The following is a 17,716-nucleotide window of genomic DNA, read 5'->3' as shown; positions in this document are numbered from 1 at the left end:
CGTAGGAATACCCTGTCGTGCCGGACACGAGGGCGCCGATTAACGGTTTGTTGAGCCTGTTCGTCACGGTCGGCACGGATGCGCGCCAGAGATGACAACCAAGGACGACAGCCAAGGCGCTCATTGGCCGCGGCCGTCCGCATTCAGCGCCCGCAACATCGCGATGCGGGCGAACATCACCCAGCCGCCGCCTGTCTCGGCTGCGTTGATCAAGGTCTCGATCGCGGTCTGCCAGTGCGCCTCGTGCTGCGCGTCCTCAGGCAGCTGCATGATGTAGTCCGCCGCGTCTTGCAGCGTCAGCAGCTTGCGCTTGTGACTTGCGCGAACGGGATCGTCGAACGTCGTCGACCAGGGCATGTCAGGCCGGCCGATCGGCGAGGGGAGACATCACGGCGCGATTGCAGACGCGGATTGCGTCTAACCGGCTTTCTTCGCCCGTGCCGGCGCGCGCACCGGCTTGTCGGCCTTCTTGGGGGGCGCTTCCTTGGCTGCTGCTGTCTTGCCGCCCTTGCCGGCGATCGGCAGCAGCATCTCGCGCTGGCCCTCGACGCGCTTCTTCGGCTTCTTGCCCTTGACGGTCTCCCTGACGGCCTCTTTGGTGGCCTTGGCCGCGGGCGCCATGTCCTTCTCGCTGGCGATGCTCTTCTTCAGCGCGTCCATCAGGTTGATGACGTTGCCTCCGGTCTTCGGCGCCGCCTTCGCCGCGATCGGTGCACCGCTGCGCTTCTTGTTGATGAGGTCGATCAGCGCAGTCTCGTAGTGGTCCTCGAACAGTTCGGGCTCGAACGCGCCGGATTTCTTCTCGACGATGTGCTTGGCGAGGTCGAGCATGTCCCTGGTCAGCTTCACGTCCTGGATGTCGTCGAAATATTCCTTCTCGCTGCGGACCTCGTAGGGATAGCGCAGTAGCGTGCCCATCAGGCCGCTCTCGAGCGGCTCCAGCGCGATGATGTGCTCGCGGTTGGTCAGCACGACGCGACCGATCGCGACCTTGTCCATGCTGCGGATGGTCTCGCGGATCACCGCGAAGGCGTCGTGGCCGACCTTGCCGTCAGGCACGAGATAGTAGGGGCGGATCAAATAGCGGCTGTCGATATCGGTCTTCGGCACGAACTCGTCGATCTCGATCGTGTGCGTGGAGTCCAGCGCGATGTCGTCGAGCTCGTCCTTGGTGACCTCGATATAGGTGTCGGTGTCGACCTTGTAGCCCTTGACGATGTCCTCGGAGGTCACCTCGTCGCCGGTCTCGGCGTCGACCTTGAGGTACTTGATCCGGTGGCCGGTCTTGCGGTTGATCTGGTTGAACGAAACCTTCTCGGTATCCGAAGTGGCCGGATACAGCGCGACCGGGCAGGTCACGAGCGACAGACGCAGAAAACCCTTCCAATTGGCGCGGGGGGCCATGGGCTACTCCAAACGCAACGGGGACAGAGGACGAGGATACCATCGGGGAACAACGAATCATAGCAAGACGGATTGCGGAATCTTGCAACTGCGTTAACCGGCCGCCTGAGGCGCGTTTGCAGCCCGATGCAGCGGCAAAAGCCGGAACATCATATCCAATCACGCGTTGGCTCCAGACATCAGGCCACGAGAGGGGCGCGACCACCGCGGCCGACATCCAGAGATTGAGGGCACTATGGCAACCACGCGAGAGCACGATCAGATCGTCGAAACCGCCACCGAGGCGCGTCAGGGCGAGCCCGGGCCGTCAGTGGCCGCCCTGCTTGCCATCTCGACCGGGCTCGCGATCCTGATCCTTGCCGTCATCTGGTTCGTGTTCTTCCGGACCTGACGGCCGATCGAGGGGACGGTTCGGACCTTCCGACTCGCCGCGCAACGCGGCACATTGCGCCCGCCACGCCCGCCAACTCGTCCGGTGGCTTGGCGGGCGCCGTCGCGTGGGCCCATGAGAAGCTCTATATGACCAAAAAGTAACGCGGCCGGTTCCCCGCGTTCATATTCAGTTCACGCCGGAATTGCTCATCTGTAGCGGTGTTCATGCGGCCTATGTCTGGAGAGAAGCGTGCGCCTGCTTGTTGTTGAGGACGACCCTGATCTCAATCGCCAGCTCACCAAGGCGCTGACGGACGCCGGCTATGTCGTCGACCGCGCCTTCGACGGAGAGGAGGGGCACTATCTCGGCGACAACGAGCCCTACGATGCCGTTGTGCTCGACATCGGCCTGCCCAAGAAGGACGGCATCTCGGTGCTGGAAGCCTGGCGCCGCAACGGCCGCACCATGCCGGTCCTGATCCTCACCGCCCGCGATCGCTGGAGCGACAAGGTCCAGGGGTTCGATGCCGGCGCCGACGATTACGTGCCGAAGCCGTTCCATCTGGAGGAGGTGCTGGCGCGCATCCGCGCGCTGCTGCGCCGCTCCACCGGCCATGCCCAGAGCGAATTGAGTTGCGGCCCCGTCACGCTCGACACCAGGACCGGGCGGGTCAGCGTCTCCGGCAATCCCGTCAAGATGACCTCGCACGAATATCGGCTTCTGGCCTATCTGATGCACCATTCGGGGCGCGTCGTGTCCCGCACCGAGCTGGTCGAACACCTCTACGACCAGGACTTCGACCGCGACTCCAACACCATCGAGGTCTTCGTCGGCCGCATCCGCAAGAAGCTCGATGTCGACATCATCCAGACCGTCCGCGGCCTCGGCTATCTCCTGACCCCGCCGCCTGCTCCCGGCGCTTGAGGCGTCAGGACTTGACGGCAGGCCGAACAGGGGCCTTGGTCCGGCCATGACGTCCGACGCCCCGCCACCCTGCGCCTGCCGGGATACTTCCGATGCCCGCTAGCTCGCTTGCCAACCGCCTGTTCCTGTCGGCGACGGCGTGGCTCGTGGTGATCCTGGCCATCACCGGCGTGGTGCTGTCGTCGGTCTACAAGAGCGCCACCGAGCGCGCCTTCGACCGCCGGCTCAATCTCTATCTGCGCACCCTCATCGCCGAGGTCGCGACCCCCGACGAGCCGCCGGACCGTCAATTCCAGTCGCTCGGCGAGCCCCTGTTCGAGCTGCCGCTGTCGGGCTGGTACTGGCAGATCACGCGGACCGATACCGAGAAGCCGGAGGTGCGCTCCTCGCGCTCGCTCTGGGACAAGAAGCTGCCGAAGCTGGAGGAGCAGGGCACCGAGCTCACCGCTGCCGGCATTCGCCTCGCCTATGTCGACGGGCCCGAGGGGCAGAATCTCCGCATGGTGGAGCGGCCGGTCGATCTCGGCGCGGACGGCAAATACCTGGTCAGCGTCGCCGGCGACGACACCGAGATTTTCGACGAGACGCGGAGCTTCGACTACTATCTCGGCGGCACCTTCACCGCGCTCGGCATCGTGCTGCTGCTGACCACGGTGTTCCAGGTCCGCTTCGGTCTCGCGCCGCTCAAGCGCATCTCCGAGTCCATCGCCGACATCCGCTCGGGCCGGGCGGAGCGGCTCGAAGGTGAATTCCCGGTCGAGATCGCGCCATTGGCGCGCGAGACCAACGCGCTGATCGATGCCAATCGCGAGATCGTCGAGCGCGCGCGCACCCATGTCGGCAACCTCGCCCATGCGATCAAGACGCCGCTTTCTGTCATCGTGAACGAGGCCGGCGCCCACATCGCCGATCCGTTCGCGGCCAAGGTGATGGAGCAGGCGGACGTGATGCGCGACCAGGTCGCCCATCATCTGGAGCGCGCGCGCATCGCGGCACGCGTCTCGGTGGTGGCGACCGTGACGGAGGTCGCGCCCGCCATCGAGGCGCTTCGGCGGACCATGGAGAAGATCCATCGCGATCGCGGCATCCTGGTCGAGGCCAAGGCCGATCCGTCCGCAAAATTTCGCGGCGAGCGGCAAGATCTGGAGGAGATGGTCGGCAATCTCGTCGACAATGCCTGCAAATGGGCGGCCTCGCAGGTCTTCATCGAGGTTCTGGTGGAAGCGCCGCACCAGGCGGGCGCCGGCCCGCGCCTGCGGATCATCGTCGACGACGATGGCCGCGGCCTGTCGGAGGCCGAGCGCGCCCAGGTCTCCCGGCGCGGCCAGCGGCTCGACGAGTCCAAGCCCGGCTCGGGGCTCGGCCTGTCCATCGTGACCGACCTCGCCGCGCTCTATGGCGGCAGCCTCTCGCTCGCCGGCGCCCCGACCGGCGGCCTGCGGGCAGAGCTGGTCCTCCCCGGAATATAATCCTTTGTTCCGGCACGACTATTTGGCCGGTCCGGCACCGATCGGGACCAAACCGGAGCTATTTCGGAGCGACTTCCTAAACGGCTTCTTAAGTGGGCCCATCTATGATCGCGCAGGACGCATCCCACGTCTGCCATCTTATCGTGCATTACCCGGGCGCATGAGCCAGACATCGATCGAGCGGCTGAGGGAATACCTCGCGCAGCTCCCGCCGCAGTCGCAGGCGCTGCTGATGCGGGAGTTCGAGCGCGCGCTCGAGCGCGGCCAGGACACGGCGGTGGCGACCCTCGTGCTCGAGCAGCTGCGCAAGATCGTCCGCAAGACCGAAGTCGACGAGGCTGCGCCGCCGCGCACGGACGATCTGTCGCGGCTGTTGTTCCAGGTGCTGGAACCGTTCCTGGTCGAGACGGGTGCCCCTGTCAGGGTCGGCCAGATCCGTCGCTCCTCGCTGCATCCGATCTGGCAATGGCTCGGCCGCGATGGCGCCCCCGACAAGGTCAACGAATTCGAGGCGGCACTGGCGCGCATGCCGGCTTCAGACAGTGCAGGGCAGGTCGAAGCCCTCGCCTCGAAACTCCAGGCGGTGGCCGCGGATGCCATCTTCGGGCTGACAGGTCCTGGCGGCGGCGACAAGTCGCGCGCGCTCGCCCGCGTCGGCCCGCCCAACGTGATCGAGGACCTCTATTCGATCGGAGCGGTGCTTCAGGTCCGGGAAGCCATCGCCACGCTGAACGAGAAGCTGCCGCGCTTCCTGCGTGCCTTCGGCGAAGCCCAGATCGCGTCAGTGACGTCCACGCTCAACATCCCCGCGCTCCAGACGCCGCAGATGCTGCCCTTCGCGCTATCGATGGTCGTGCAGCGGATGACCGCGCCGTGGCAGATCATCCGCCTCGCCATCAAGATTGCCGCGTCCGACGACGAGATCCGCGTTGCAGCGACGCCCTACGGCGTGGCCGTCACGATCGCGCTGCATGATTTGTCCTGCGTTGCCTCGATCCTGCGCATGGACATCAAGCGCGGCCATTTCGAGAACGTCGCCGATAATCTCAAGGCGCTGCATGACGGTGTGCGCGGTCTTCGCACGGAGCTCGATCTGCGCAATGATTCCGTCTGGGGCAAGCAGCTGACCTCGATCCGGGCCGACATCTCCAATGCGCTGCAATCGGAGATCGACAGCGTTCCCGGCCGGGTTCGCCGCATCCTGCGCCAGCGGGCCGAGAAGGACATTCCGCCGGGGGCGCGGATCGACAGCACCGAGGTCGAGGAAACCGCGGCGCTGATCGATTTCGTCGCGACCTGCCGCAACTATGCGAGCGAACTTGCGATCAACGAAGTGACGCTGCGCACCTATTCCGATCTCCAGCAATATGTCGAACGCTCGACGGAACAATTGGTGCAGTCGCTGCGCGCGGCCGATCATAAGGTCCGCACCTATCGGCAGCAGCAGGTGCGGGCCGCGATCCGCTTCTGCCAGGTGCTGTTCGGCGATGATTACGCGTCGCTGATGAGCCGCGCCGCGGAGAACGCGGCCACGGGCGAGCGCAAATCGTCGCGGGCAAGCTGATCAAGCGCATTTTTTGTGATCACAATTTGTGGTTGACGGTGCCGGTGGCGGGCCCTACGGTCGCCGTGCAAATTTTTGGAATTTCTATCTGTGGGCGCATGAAACCCCTTATCAGCTCCATCGAAATTGAAAACCGCGTCATCGTTGTCAAGTATCAGAGGCTGATGGTTGGCGCGAAGGTGGTGCTGATCGAGAAGGCAAGCGGCCGGCAACTGCCTGAGACCGTCACCAGGGTTGCATCGCCCGTTCCCGTCGGGGCGTTGCGCATCAAATTGCCTGAAGCAATCGAGCCGGGAACATACTTCCTGAGGGCCTTCAACGGGCACGGCGAGGACGCCGCTCAAAGCGCGGACTTCGAGATCCGTTAAGCCGTTGGATTTTCACAGTTTCGGGGACTGTGTGCGGTCGCGCCAAATTGACAATTGTCAATTGCCGCATCGTCCGGCCGTGGTGTAAAGCCACCTATGGGCGCGGTTTGCGCGCCGCCGGAAGCTTGCCAGATGACGCTATGGTTCGTGTTCGCGCTGATGACGGTCGCGGCGATCTTCGCCGTGCTTCTTCCGCTCGGGCGCGGCGGACGCGCGCAAAGTCAGGGGAGCGAGGTCGCGGTCTACAAGGACCAGCTGGCCGAGATCGAGCGTGATCTCGCCGCAGGACTGATCGCCGCACCGGAAGCCGAGGCCGCACGTGTCGAGATCAGCCGCAGGCTGCTTGCCGCGGCCGGGAGCGAGCCCGCATCGGAACCGACATCGAGCCTCAAATGGCGCCGCGCGGCGGCTGTGCTGGCGCTTGCCGGCCTGCCGCTCATTGCGATCGGCGTCTACATGCCGCTCGGCTCGCCCAGGCTTCAGGACTTTCCCCTGGCGCAGCGGGAGCGCGGGGCCGGGTCCGGCATGGCGCTCGAGAATCTCGTCGTGCAGGTCGAGCAGCATCTGGAAAAGAATCCGACCGACGGGCGTGGCTGGAACGTGCTCGCGCCGGTGCTGGTGCGGCTCGGCCGCTTCGACGATGCGGTGCGAGCCTATCGCAACTCGCTCACCTACAATGGTGAGAGTTCGGAGCGCCGGGCCGATCTCGGCGAGGCGATCGCGGCTGCTGCCGGCGGCGTGGTGACCGCCGAGGCCAAGACCGAATTCGAGCGCGCGCGTGGCCTGAACGCGGACGATCCCAAGGCGAACTATTTCCTCGGGCTCGCCGCCGAGCAGGATGGCCGCAAGGACGATGCCGCCAACATCTGGCGCGCACTGCTGGCGAAAGCGCCGGCGGATGCGCCATGGCGTCCTCTGGTGCAGACTTCGCTCGCGCGGGTCGGCGGCGGTGGCGCTACGATGCCGGCGCTGTCGGACGAGACGGTCGCAGCCTCCAAGGACATGAACGAGGGCGATCGCAACGCGATGGTGCGCGGCATGGTCGAACGCCTGGCCACCCGGCTGAAGCAGAACGGCGATGATGTCGAGGGGTGGCTGCGCCTGGTGCGCGCCTATCTCGTGATGGGCGATCGTGACAGGGCAATGGGCGCTTCGACCGACGCCCGACAGGCGGTCGCCAACGACGCCGCGCGGCTGCGCCAGCTCAACGAAGGCCTCAAGACTCTCGGGCTCGACGGATGACGATGTCGGGACGAGGCGAGCGGAGAACGGATACGCCATGACGCGCAAGCAGCGACGTATGACCATCATCGGCGGCTCCCTCGCAGTGCTCGCGCTTGCGGCCGCGCTTGTGCTCAACGCTCTGCGCGACTCCATCGTGTTCTTCTCGACGCCGACGATGGTCGCCGAAAAGCACGTCGAGCCCGGCAAGCGGTTTCGTCTCGGCGGCCTGGTGCAGCCCGGCTCGCTCCAGCGCGGTGACAATCTCGCCGTGACCTTCGAGGTTGCCGATGGCGGCGCCAAGCTGCCGGTCGCCTACAAGGGCATCCTGCCCGACCTGTTCCGTGAAGGGCAGGGCGTGGTCGCCGAAGGCGCGCTCGACGCCAACGGCGTATTCAAGGCCGACACCGTGCTCGCCAAGCACGACGAGACCTACATGCCCAAGGAAGTCGCCGATGCCCTGAAGAAGCAGGGGCATTGGAAGGACGATTACGGCGCCAAAGCTTCTGATAGCGTCAGGCCCGCGGCGACGACCGCGCAGGGCAACCCGCAGGGAGCAGTGCGTTGATCGCGGAATCCGGACACTACGCGCTGGTGCTGGCCCTTGGCCTGGCGCTGATCCAGTCCATCGTGCCGCTGATCGGCGCACGCTTGCGCGATGCCGCGCTGATGAACGTGGCGCGCTCCGCCGCGCTGGCGCAGCTGCTGTTCGTCGGTGCGTCGTTCATCGCCCTCGTGATGCTGCACGTGAACTCGGATTTCTCCGTCGCCAACGTCTACGAGAACTCCCATTCGATGAAGCCGCTGATCTACAAGATCACCGGCGTGTGGGGGAACCATGAAGGCTCGATGCTGTTGTGGGTCTCGATCCTGGCGCTGTTCGGCGGAATGGTCGCCGCCTTCGGCAACAATCTGCCGCTGTCGCTGCGCGCGCATGTGCTGGCCGTGCAGGCCTGGATCGCGAGCGCCTTCTACCTCTTCATCCTGGTGACATCGAACCCGTTCCTGCGCATCGCCAATCCACCGATCGAGGGACGCGATCTCAATCCAGTGCTCCAGGACATCGGCCTCGCCGTGCATCCGCCGATGCTCTATCTCGGCTATGTCGGCTTCTCGATCTCGTTCTCCTTCGCCATCGCGGCGCTGATGGAGGGGCGGATCGATGCGGCGTGGGCGCGCTGGGTGCGGCCGTGGACGCTGGTGGCCTGGATCTTCCTGACGCTCGGCATCGCGATGGGCTCGTACTGGGCCTATTACGAGCTCGGCTGGGGCGGCTGGTGGTTCTGGGATCCGGTCGAGAACGCCTCGCTGATGCCGTGGCTCGCCGGCACGGCGCTGCTGCATTCAGCGCTGGTGATGGAGAAGCGCAACGCGCTGAAGGTCTGGACCATCCTGCTGTCGATCCTGACCTTCTCGCTGTCGCTGCTCGGCACCTTCCTGGTGCGCTCCGGCGTCATCACCTCCGTGCACGCCTTCGCCACCGATCCCACGCGCGGCGTGTTCATTCTGCTGATCCTCTGCCTGTTCATCGGCGGCAGCCTCTCGCTGTTTGCGGGTCGTGCCACCTCCTTGAAGCAAGGCGGCCTGTTCGCGCCGATCTCGCGCGAGGGCGCGCTGGTGTTGAACAATCTGCTGCTCAGCGTCGCCTGCGCGGTCGTGCTGTTCGGCACGCTCTATCCGCTGGCGATGGAGGCGCTCGACTTCAAGATGTCGGTCGGCGCGCCCTTCTACAATCTCACTTTCGTTCCGCTGTTCGCGCTGCTGCTGCTGGTGGTGCCGTTCGGGCCGATGCTGGCGTGGAAGCGCGGCGATCTGCTCGGCGTCACCCAGCGGCTGCTCGCGGCTGGCGTTGCCGCGCTCGTTGTGATCGCCATCGTCTGGGCCTGGACCCGTGGTGGCAGTGCGCTGGCGCCATTGGCAATTGGGCTCGGAGTCTTCGTCATCGCCGGTGCCGTGACCGATCTGTCCGAACGGACAGGCTTGTTTCGCCTGCCGTTCGCAACGACGCTGCACCGGGCCCGCGGCCTGCCGCGTTCGGCCTGGGGGGCGGCGTTTGCCCATGCGGGCCTCGGCGTCGCGCTGATCGGGATCGTCTGCGAGACCACCTGGAACAGCGAATATATCGCGACCATGAAGCAGAACGACGTGGCACACGTCGCCGGCTATGATCTCAAGCTCGACGGCCTGGCCCAGCGTCAGGGGCCGAACTTCCGCGAGATGATCGCCGAGTTCAACGTCAGCCGCGACGGCGAGAAGATCAGCGTCATGACGCCGTCCAAGCGCAACTTCACGACGCGCGGGTCCTCGACCACCGAGGCCGCATTGCTGACGCGCGGCGCGAGCCAACTCTACGTTTCTCTCGGCGACGCGACTGCCGATGGCGCCATTGCGGTGCGCATCTATCACAAGCCGCTGGTGCTGCTGATCTGGTGGGGACCGGTGCTCATGGCCTTCGGCGGCATGCTGTCGCTGTCCGACCGGCGCCTGCGGGTCGGCGCACCGAAGCCGGCGCGGGCCAAGCAGCGCCTTCAGCCGGCGGAGTGATCCGATGCGGCGGATGATGGTCACGATCGTTGCGCTCATGCTGCTGGCTTTGCCCGCCGCCCACGCCGTGCAGCCCGACGAGATCATGTCGGATCCCGCGAAGGAGGCGCGCGCGCGCGACCTGTCGCGCGAGCTGCGCTGCATGGTCTGCCAGAACCAGTCGATCGATGATTCCGACGCACCGCTGGCGCGCGATTTGCGGCTGCTGGTGCGCGAGCGGATCGCGGCCGGCGACAGCAATTCGCAGGTGCTCGACTTCCTCGTCGCGCGCTATGGCGAATTCGTGCTGCTCAAGCCGCGCTTCGAGCGGCAGACCGTGCTGTTGTGGCTGCTCGCGCCGCTGCTGCTGATCAGCGGCGGCCTGGCGCTCTGGCTGCAAATCCGCCGGCGCGCGCGAAGCGGTGCAGACCTGCCAGCTCCGCCGCTCACGCCCGAGGAAGAGGCGCGGCTCGCCGCCTTGATGTCGGACGAGACGAAGTCGTCTTAGCGACTTCAAGTCGTCCTGGCCTACGTAATGATACGTAGGCCGTCTGCCGCAGCCTGTTTCATGCTCTGTTGACCTTTGTCTGGAAGCTTGTCGCGAAATTCGATTCCAGATTTTTGAGTCCTCAGCCGATGTTCACGAACAGCAATCTGACGATCCGCTTCCTGGTCGGCGCCGTCGTCGCTGCATTATTGTTCCTGCTGGGCATCGGCGGCGGCACCGGCTTTGTCGCGGTGCTCTACCTCAACAACGAGATCACCGGCCTGTCGTCGGATTTCGCCGCGCTGAGCGGCCCCGCGCGCGAGCATGCAATGCTGATCTACCAGCAGGCGCAGCTGGCATTCTCCTATTTTCTGATCGCTTGCGGCGTGATCGCGGTGGTCGCCGTTGCGATCTGCCTCACCACCTGGTTTGCCGTGCGCAACGGCATCCTCAATCCGCTGGCGGCAATTGTGCACGCCATGCGCGAGGTCGCCGATCAGAAATTCGAGACGCCTGTTCCGGGCCTCGGCGGCACCAACGAAATCGGCCTGCTCGCCGGTGCACTAGAGGTTTTCAAGACCAACGGCCTGGAGCGGCGGCGCCTCACCGAGCAGCAATTGCACGAAGCGCAGCATCAGGCCGAGCGGTCGAATTTCCTGGACGCCCGGATCAAGCGCTTCAACGATCTCGTTGCCAGTGTGGTCGACAGCGTGGCGTCCTCGGCCGTGCACCTGAAGAGCAATGCCGAAACGCTGTCACGGACGGCCAACGACACCAGCTCCAAGGCCAATGCGGTCGCGAGCGCGGCGAACCAGGCCAGCGCCAGCGTGCAGATCGTCGCGGGCTCGGCCGAGGAGATGACGAACTCGATCGGTACGATCAGCCGGCGCGTCACCGACGCGACGCAGCGTGCCGAAGGCGCGGCGACGCAGGCCGAGAAGAGCCGCGACACCATCCACACGCTGTCGGATGCCGCCGACAAGATCGGCGAGGTTGTGCAACTCGTGCAGGCGATCGCCTCGCAGACCAACCTGCTGGCGCTCAACGCCACCATCGAGGCGGCGCGGGCAGGGGACGCCGGCAAGGGCTTTGCCGTGGTTGCCTCCGAAGTGAAGAGCCTCGCGCACCAGACCAGCAAGGCGACGGAGGAGATCACCTCGCACGTCGCCAGCATCCAGGGCATCACCGCGGAGACGCGCGGCGCGATCGACGGCATCTCGAAGACGCTGTCGGAGATCTCGTCGATCATGTCGGGCATCGAGGTCGACACCGCCCAGCAGCGCAACGCCACGCAGGACATCACCCGCAGCGCGCAGGATGCCGCGCATGGAACTCTGGACGTCTCCAACCACATCGTCCAGATCACCTCGACGTCGGCGGAGACCGGCCGCATGGCGGCCGAAGCGCGCGATTCCGCCGTCGATCTGTCGCAGCAGGCCGAAACCCTGAAGCGTGAAGTCGACGAATTCATCGTCAGCGTCAGGGCGAGCTGACCTCGCCAAAGGCGTGCCCTGCGCTCGTCAGGGGAACTCGATTAAGTTCCTGTAGAGCCACACTTTCGGCGTGCGATAAACTGCCGCAACGGCGCGACCCTTCATTACAAAAGTTTAACCCCGTCGCCAGCGCACGGTAAGGCGGGAGCCCCCATCTTCAGGTTCGTAACGTGCTGCCATCCGGCACCAAAAGAATTCAAGGCCTTGGAGATTCCTGCATGACCGACCGTCCCGACCTCACGAACCTTCCGTCCTACCGGCAGCCCCGCCGGTCGGTTTTCTCCGCGCGGAGGATCGCGCTGATGGCCTCGGTCGTCGCCGGCCTCGGGATTGCCGTCCACGGCTTCAGCCCGTCGACCTCGCCGAGCGATCTGTTCTCCAGCCCGGCGCATGCGCAGGTCAACAACGAGGTCCGGAAGGTTGAGCGTCCGATCGGGTTCGCCGACATCGTCGAGCGCGTGAAACCGTCGGTGATCTCGGTGAAGGTCAATATCAAAGAGAAGACCGCGAGCAACGACGATGGCGATGATTCCTCCTCGCCGTTCCAGCCGGGCTCGCCGATGGAGCGCTTCTTCCGCCGCTTCGGCGGTCCGGATGGTTTCCCGGGCCAGAAGGGTGGTGGCGGTCGCGGCCGCGTCGTGCAGGGCCAGGGCTCCGGCTTCTTCATCTCGGCTGACGGTTTTGCCGTGACCAACAACCACGTGGTCGACGGGGCCGACAAGGTCGAGGTCACGACCGACGACGGCAAGACCTATACCGCCAAGGTGATCGGCACCGACCAGCGCACCGACCTCGCTCTGATCAAGGTCGAGGGCGGCTCGAACTTCCCGTTCGCGAAGCTCGCTGACGCCAAGCCGCGGATCGGCGACTGGGTGCTCGCGGTCGGCAATCCCTTCGGCCTCGGCGGAACCGTGACCGCCGGTATCGTCTCGGCCAGCGGCCGCGACATCGGCAACGGCCCCTATGACGATTTCATCCAGATCGATGCGCCCGTGAACAAGGGCAATTCGGGTGGTCCCGCTTTCGACACCAACGGCGAGGTGATGGGCGTCAACACCGCGATCTACTCGCCCTCCGGCGGCAGCGTCGGCATCGCGTTCTCGATTCCCGCGAGCACCGTGAAGAGCGTGGTGGCCCAGCTCAAGGACAAGGGTTCGGTCAGCCGCGGCTGGATCGGCGTTCAGATCCAGCCGGTGACGTCCGATATCGCCGACAGCCTCGGCATGAAGAAGGCTGAAGGCGCGCTGGTGGCGGAGCCGCAGGCGAACGGTCCGGCGGCGAAGGCCGGCATCGAGTCCGGTGACGTGATCACCTCGGTCAACGGCGAATCCGTCAAGGACGCCCGCGAGCTTGCCCGCACCATCGGCGGCATGGCGCCCGGCGCGACCGTGAAGCTCAACGTGCTGCACAAGGGCCAGGACAAGGTCGTGAACCTCACCCTCGGCCAGCTGCCGAACACGATCGAGGCCAAGGCCGACACCGGCAAGGATAGCGGCAAGGGTGCGAGCCGCGGCACCGATGTGCCCAAGCTCGGCATGACCGTCGCGCCCGCCGACTCCGTGGCGGGAGCCGGCAAGGAAGGTGTCGTGGTCACCGAAGTCGATCCGAAGAGCGCCGCGGCCGAACGCGGCTTCAAGGAAGGCGACGTCATTCTCGAAGTCGGCGGCAAGAGCGTGAGCACCGCCGGCGAAGTCCGCGACGCCATCAACACGGCGCGGACCGACAACAAGAACAGCGTCCTGATGCGCGTGAAGAGCGGCGGGCAGTCGCGCTTCGTCGCCGTGCCCATCGCCAAGGGCTAAGCCGTCAGGAGGTCTACGAGATGAGGGGTGTCTTCGGCATCAGTCGCCCCCGCCGCCGACGCCCTTCGGGGGAGCAGCGCAAGGCCCGCTCCCCCAGCCTACCTTCCGGTGGAATTACGCCCCCTCCGTCGGAAGGCCTAGGGCGGTGAGGTCCCCCCAGCTTCACCGCCCGCCTTTTTGCCTACCCAAGTCCCGTTCGCTTGGCTTGCATGCGATTGCCGCTCGCGCCATGTTCAGAGAAGGTTGACCCCCTTGACCGCCGCCGAACGCACGATGCGCCTCCTCATCATCGAAGACGACCGCGAATCCGCCGACTATCTCGTGAAGGCGTTTCGCGAAGTCGGACACATTGCCGACCACGCCGCCGACGGCGAGGAGGGCCTCGCCATGGCCGATAACGGCGATTACGACGTGCTGGTGGTCGACCGCATGCTGCCCAAGCGCGACGGCCTGTCGCTGATCGGTGCGCTACGCGACAAGGACGACTCGACGCCGGTGCTGATTCTCTCCGCGCTCGGGCAGGTCGACGACCGCATCAAGGGCCTGCGCGCCGGCGGCGACGACTATCTGCCGAAGCCTTATTCCTTTGCCGAGCTGCTGGCCCGGGTCGAGGTGCTGTCGCGGCGCCGCGGCGGTCCGGCCGAGGACACGCTCTACCGCGTCGGCGATCTCGAGCTTGACCGGCTGTCCCATCGCGTCGCCCGCGGCAAGGACGAGCTGACGCTCCAGCCGCGCGAATTCCGCCTGCTCGAATACCTCATGAAGCATGCCGGCCAGGTGGTGACCCGCACCATGCTGCTGGAGAACGTCTGGGACTACCATTTCGATCCGCAGACCAACGTGATCGACGTGCACATTTCGCGGCTGCGCTCCAAGATCGACAAGGGTTTTGAGCGGCCGCTGCTGCACACGATCCGCGGCGCCGGGTACATGATCCGGGATGGGATCCGTTAAAGCTTTGGATGCTCTTCAATACGCAAGGCACTGAGCCGGAAGAATTTTGAAGCTTCCGGGTCGATGAAAAATTCAGAGGTCGCGGCTTTGCGGACCGCCGCGCATCGAGAGCACTGTCAGTATGAGATGAAGGACGACCGCCGGCCACAGAAGGACGCCGCTCAAGCCACCTGCGAAACCGAGGTAGGCCAAATATAGGGTGACGGCTCCGCTGTAGATCAACATGCCCGGGAGTGTCGGCCACCCTGGCCAACAGGCGATCCCCAAGGCAATCAGCGCAATGCCCGCGACACGCGCGACCGGCGTTGCGACACCGGAAAGCTGCTCGCCCAGCAACAACTGGCCAACCAGCGACGGCGCGATCAACAGCGCCAATCCCGTTGCAGCTTCGCTGATGGCGGCGAACGCCAATGCGCCTTTCATTTCTTCCCAATGTTCGCGGATGGCTTTTGAGACTTCGACTCTTCAATGGGATCCGGCTCCGGCGCTGGCATAGGTCCAAGTTCTGCCTTGGCTTGCGCCGGGTTCTTCAACTCAGGTCCGAGCTTGAACGTCAGCTTGTTGATCTTGCCCGTGAACTTGAACGGAGGATCGTAGCGATACTCGAGCATCGCGACCCCGGTGCGGGTGTCCTGGCCGACGTCGAAGGTCTCGTCCTCCGGGAACGTGATCGGCGTACCGTGTTCTATGGATTTCCGGTCTACTTCCTTGGCATCCACTGAAAGTACGCCTGTACCGCCCTTGCCCAACCCGGGCCCATCCGACTTGAAGTCGAAGACGATGGTGTGCTTGCCCACGCTCAACTCCGGTCCCGACCAGATCGTGCGCTTGAGGTTGAGCAGGTTGTAGAGGAACACGGGCTTACCCCGCCGAAGGCCCGCCACACCCTTGCTCAGAAGCAGCCCGTAGCCGCCGAAACGTCCGCCTTCGGTGACGATCATCCCTTCAGCGCCGCCTTTGGGAATCTCGACGTCGGCCGTGATGGTATAGGACTTGTTGAGGATGCTCGGCGCGGCGCTAGCCGGCACACCGGTCAGTTCGCCCGAATAGGTGAATACGGTCTGCCCGGCCGTCAGGCTTGGGCGCGGCGTATTCCAACGCGCGAGCGTCGTGTTATCGAGCGGCAGCACGTTGTACTTCTTCGCCTCGACATCGAAGACGGCTTGCAACTCCTTGACCTTCTCCGGCATCTTGGCGGCCAGATCATCGAACTGGGTGAGGTCTTCCCGGACGTTGTAGAGCTCCCACTTGTATCCCGTGATCACATCTGGCGGGGGCGCGCTGCTTAGCTCCCATGGAAGCGTGATCGGCGTCGTCGCCGCAACCCAGCCATCGTGATAGATGGCGCGATTACCGAGCATCTCGAAATATTGGGTCGTGTGGGCCGTCTCGGCATTGGCGTTCGCCTTGTCCCATGTGTACGCCATACTCACCCCTTCCATGGGGCTCTGCTTGATACCGTCGATCGTGTCAGGTTGCGAAATGCCGGTTGCTTCGAGGATGGTCGGAGCAATATCGATGACGTGATGGAATTGGCGACGGATACCTCCCACATCGCTGATATGGCCGGGCCAGGACATGGCGACGCCTTGGGCGGTCCCGCCAAAATGCGACGGCACCTGCTTGACCCACTTGAATGGCGTGTCCATCGCCCACGCCCAGGGCGCGGCAAAATGCGGGAAAGTCTTGTCCGAGCCCCAGAACGGGTACCAGAGGTACTGAGCCTTCACCGGCACCGGGACGCCATTGAAGGTCGTGAACTCGTTGGGCGTACCGTTGATCATTCCTTCGGCACTCGCGCCGTTGTCGCCGCCGATGTAGATGATCAACGTGTTGTTGAGCTCTCCGAGGTCTTCGACGGCTTGAATGACGCGGCCGATCTCATGGTCGGTATAGGCAAGGTAGGCGCCATAGACATCTGCCTGCTTGATGAAGAGCTTCTTCTCCAACTCGCCGATGGAATCCCATTGCGGCAATTCCTTCGGCCATGGCGTCAGCCTGGCGTGGTCGGGCATGATGCCCAACCGCTTCTGGTTGGCGAAGATCGTCTCCCGCAGCTTGTTCCAGCCTTGGTCGAACAGGTGCATGTCGCTGATCTTCTTGATCCAATCCGGCGTCGGATGGTGCGGCGCGTGCGTGCCGCCGGGCACGTAATAAACGAAGAACGGCTTGTCGGGCGCGATCTCCTTGAGCTGCTTCACGTGCTGGATGGCTTCGTCGGCCATCGCGGTCGTGAGGTTCCAGCTTGGATTGTCCTGGAATGGATAAATCGCTGTGGTGTTGCGGAACAGATTTGGCTGCCACTGACTGGCATCGCCGCCCACAAAACCATAGAAATACTCGAAGCCCATGCCATTGGGCCATTGATTGAATGGCCCCGCCTGGCTCGATTGATATGAGGGCGTGTTATGGTTCTTGCCGAACCACGAGGTGGCGTACCCGTTCGCCTTCAGGGTGGTGCCGATGGTGCCCTTCTCGATCGGAATGATCGAGTCGTAACCTGGGAATCCCGTCGATATTTCGCCGACGACTCCGAAGCCGACCGAATGATGATTGCGGCCGGTGATGAGCGCCGCCCGCGTCGGTGAGCACAGCGAGGTGGAATGAAAATTGGTGTAGCGCAGGCCCTGCGCAGCGATACGATCCATCGCGGGCGTGGGGATAACGCCGCCGAAGGTGCTCGGCGCTCCGAAGCCTTGGTCGTCGGTCATGATGAGCAACACATTGGGCGCGCCCTTCGGCGGTACGACACGCGGTGCCCACCACGCCTTCGACTCCGACGCTCTCTCGTTGATGACCCCTCCAAATTCTGGAGGCGGCGGCGGAAGCAGCTTGCCGTCAATTGTAGTCGTGGCTGCAGGCGAGCCTGGGGTGCCCGTGACCTGCTGAGCCGACGCGGAGATGCAACCGAGGGCGAGAACACTTGCTGTGGTCGCAAGGGTGAGGCAACGGATTTTCATATTCCGACCTCCCGCAGTCCATTTGGCGGATTGAGGCTGTCACCGCTAACCGATACCTGCTTGATTTAGGTCAAATGTGCCGGTTGGGTCGGGCCAGAGATGCCGATACCATCCCGCCGGAATGCGGACGCAACAGCACAAATCTGCTTCAATGGTATCCCTGATGGGCCTGTG

The 17,716-nt window shown here is 64.6% G+C and carries 16 protein-coding genes; 12 read left to right on the top strand and 4 right to left on the bottom strand.

The window, feature by feature from the left end; genetic code table 11:
* Window positions 1-120 precede the first annotated feature (120 nt).
* Both BJ6T_RS31990 and ku read right to left on the bottom strand, forming a co-directional pair.
* Window positions 121-357, bottom strand: a complete 237-nt coding sequence (locus tag BJ6T_RS31990) for a hypothetical protein (RefSeq protein WP_014496708.1) — start codon at window positions 355-357, stop codon at window positions 121-123.
* A gap of 60 nt (window positions 358-417) precedes the next feature.
* Window positions 418-1,404: a non-homologous end joining protein Ku gene (gene ku / locus BJ6T_RS31985; protein WP_014496707.1), complete on the bottom strand. Its 987-nt coding sequence runs from the start codon at window positions 1,402-1,404 to the stop codon at window positions 418-420.
* 235 nt (window positions 1,405-1,639) lie between these two features.
* On the opposite strand from ku, the gene BJ6T_RS47570 reads away from it, so the two are divergent.
* From BJ6T_RS47570 to BJ6T_RS31930, 12 genes are all read left to right on the top strand, one after another.
* A complete protein-coding gene (locus BJ6T_RS47570; protein WP_014496706.1) occupies window positions 1,640-1,795 on the top strand; it encodes a hypothetical protein in 156 nt (51 codons plus the stop codon).
* A 231-nt stretch (window positions 1,796-2,026) separates the two neighbouring features.
* On the top strand, window positions 2,027-2,701 hold the full coding sequence (locus BJ6T_RS31980) for a response regulator transcription factor (RefSeq protein ID WP_014496705.1): 675 nt from the start codon (window positions 2,027-2,029) through the stop codon (window positions 2,699-2,701).
* Window positions 2,702-2,793: 92 nt separating this feature from the next.
* A complete protein-coding gene (locus BJ6T_RS31975; protein WP_014496704.1) occupies window positions 2,794-4,170 on the top strand; it encodes an ATP-binding protein in 1,377 nt (458 codons plus the stop codon).
* 160 nt (window positions 4,171-4,330) lie between these two features.
* Window positions 4,331-5,734 carry a hypothetical protein gene (locus BJ6T_RS31970; RefSeq protein ID WP_014496703.1) on the top strand — a complete coding sequence of 468 codons (1,404 nt, stop codon included), beginning with the start codon at window positions 4,331-4,333 and terminating at the stop codon, window positions 5,732-5,734.
* Window positions 5,735-5,832: 98 nt separating this feature from the next.
* Complete coding sequence (locus BJ6T_RS31965; RefSeq protein ID WP_014496702.1) at window positions 5,833-6,102, top strand: hypothetical protein; 270 nt, start codon at window positions 5,833-5,835, stop codon at window positions 6,100-6,102.
* Window positions 6,103-6,234: 132 nt separating this feature from the next.
* A complete protein-coding gene (gene ccmI, locus BJ6T_RS31960; RefSeq protein ID WP_014496701.1) occupies window positions 6,235-7,344 on the top strand; it encodes a c-type cytochrome biogenesis protein CcmI in 1,110 nt (369 codons plus the stop codon).
* A gap of 37 nt (window positions 7,345-7,381) precedes the next feature.
* The gene (gene ccmE, locus BJ6T_RS31955; protein WP_028169602.1) at window positions 7,382-7,891 is read left to right on the top strand and encodes a cytochrome c maturation protein CcmE; all 510 of its coding nucleotides are present in this window, start codon (window positions 7,382-7,384) and stop codon (window positions 7,889-7,891) included.
* On the top strand, window positions 7,888-9,867 hold the full coding sequence (locus BJ6T_RS31950) for a heme lyase CcmF/NrfE family subunit (protein ID WP_014496699.1): 1,980 nt from the start codon (window positions 7,888-7,890) through the stop codon (window positions 9,865-9,867). The genes ccmE and BJ6T_RS31950 overlap by 4 nt, the downstream gene beginning before the upstream one ends.
* 4 nt (window positions 9,868-9,871) lie before the next feature.
* Window positions 9,872-10,354: a cytochrome c-type biogenesis protein gene (locus BJ6T_RS31945; RefSeq protein ID WP_014496698.1), complete on the top strand. Its 483-nt coding sequence runs from the start codon at window positions 9,872-9,874 to the stop codon at window positions 10,352-10,354.
* A gap of 128 nt (window positions 10,355-10,482) precedes the next feature.
* The gene (locus BJ6T_RS31940; RefSeq protein ID WP_014496697.1) at window positions 10,483-11,826 is read left to right on the top strand and encodes a methyl-accepting chemotaxis protein; all 1,344 of its coding nucleotides are present in this window, start codon (window positions 10,483-10,485) and stop codon (window positions 11,824-11,826) included.
* 218 nt (window positions 11,827-12,044) lie between these two features.
* Window positions 12,045-13,628 carry a Do family serine endopeptidase gene (locus BJ6T_RS31935; RefSeq protein ID WP_014496696.1) on the top strand — a complete coding sequence of 528 codons (1,584 nt, stop codon included), beginning with the start codon at window positions 12,045-12,047 and terminating at the stop codon, window positions 13,626-13,628.
* A 273-nt stretch (window positions 13,629-13,901) separates the two neighbouring features.
* Complete coding sequence (locus BJ6T_RS31930; protein ID WP_038931645.1) at window positions 13,902-14,582, top strand: response regulator transcription factor; 681 nt, start codon at window positions 13,902-13,904, stop codon at window positions 14,580-14,582.
* 72 nt (window positions 14,583-14,654) lie between these two features.
* Here the strand turns inward: BJ6T_RS31930 and BJ6T_RS31925 are convergent, their stop codons facing one another.
* Both BJ6T_RS31925 and BJ6T_RS31920 read right to left on the bottom strand, forming a co-directional pair.
* The gene (locus BJ6T_RS31925) at window positions 14,655-15,005 is read right to left on the bottom strand and encodes a hypothetical protein (RefSeq protein ID WP_014496694.1); all 351 of its coding nucleotides are present in this window, start codon (window positions 15,003-15,005) and stop codon (window positions 14,655-14,657) included.
* A complete protein-coding gene (locus BJ6T_RS31920) occupies window positions 15,002-17,542 on the bottom strand; it encodes an arylsulfatase (protein ID WP_014496693.1) in 2,541 nt (846 codons plus the stop codon). The genes BJ6T_RS31925 and BJ6T_RS31920 overlap by 4 nt, the downstream gene beginning before the upstream one ends.
* Window positions 17,543-17,716: the final 174 nt, after the last annotated feature.

Origin of the sequence: Bradyrhizobium japonicum USDA 6 (genome assembly GCF_000284375.1) — a bacterium.
Lineage (GTDB): Bacteria > Pseudomonadota > Alphaproteobacteria > Rhizobiales > Xanthobacteraceae > Bradyrhizobium > Bradyrhizobium japonicum.
Note: the sequence above shows the minus strand (reverse complement) of the source record. Positions and strands in the feature narration are given on the sequence as shown.

What these genes read in the sequence shown, in the direction of transcription:
- BJ6T_RS31925 (WP_014496694.1), bottom strand. Translation starts at nt 15,005, where the DNA reads ATGAAAGGCGCATTGGCGTTCGCCGCCATCAGCGAAGCTGCAACGGGA.
- BJ6T_RS31930 (WP_038931645.1), top strand. Translation starts at nt 13,902, where the DNA reads ATGCGCCTCCTCATCATCGAAGACGACCGCGAATCCGCCGACTATCTC.
- BJ6T_RS31990 (WP_014496708.1), bottom strand. Translation starts at nt 357, where the DNA reads ATGCCCTGGTCGACGACGTTCGACGATCCCGTTCGCGCAAGTCACAAG.
- BJ6T_RS31945 (WP_014496698.1), top strand. Translation starts at nt 9,872, where the DNA reads ATGCGGCGGATGATGGTCACGATCGTTGCGCTCATGCTGCTGGCTTTG.
- BJ6T_RS31935 (WP_014496696.1), top strand. Translation starts at nt 12,045, where the DNA reads ATGACCGACCGTCCCGACCTCACGAACCTTCCGTCCTACCGGCAGCCC.
- BJ6T_RS31970 (WP_014496703.1), top strand. Translation starts at nt 4,331, where the DNA reads ATGAGCCAGACATCGATCGAGCGGCTGAGGGAATACCTCGCGCAGCTC.
- BJ6T_RS31965 (WP_014496702.1), top strand. Translation starts at nt 5,833, where the DNA reads ATGAAACCCCTTATCAGCTCCATCGAAATTGAAAACCGCGTCATCGTT.
- BJ6T_RS47570 (WP_014496706.1), top strand. Translation starts at nt 1,640, where the DNA reads ATGGCAACCACGCGAGAGCACGATCAGATCGTCGAAACCGCCACCGAG.
- ku (WP_014496707.1), bottom strand. Translation starts at nt 1,404, where the DNA reads ATGGCCCCCCGCGCCAATTGGAAGGGTTTTCTGCGTCTGTCGCTCGTG.
- BJ6T_RS31975 (WP_014496704.1), top strand. Translation starts at nt 2,794, where the DNA reads ATGCCCGCTAGCTCGCTTGCCAACCGCCTGTTCCTGTCGGCGACGGCG.
- BJ6T_RS31940 (WP_014496697.1), top strand. Translation starts at nt 10,483, where the DNA reads ATGTTCACGAACAGCAATCTGACGATCCGCTTCCTGGTCGGCGCCGTC.
- ccmE (WP_028169602.1), top strand. Translation starts at nt 7,382, where the DNA reads ATGACGCGCAAGCAGCGACGTATGACCATCATCGGCGGCTCCCTCGCA.
- BJ6T_RS31920 (WP_014496693.1), bottom strand. Translation starts at nt 17,542, where the DNA reads ATGAAAATCCGTTGCCTCACCCTTGCGACCACAGCAAGTGTTCTCGCC.
- ccmI (WP_014496701.1), top strand. Translation starts at nt 6,235, where the DNA reads ATGACGCTATGGTTCGTGTTCGCGCTGATGACGGTCGCGGCGATCTTC.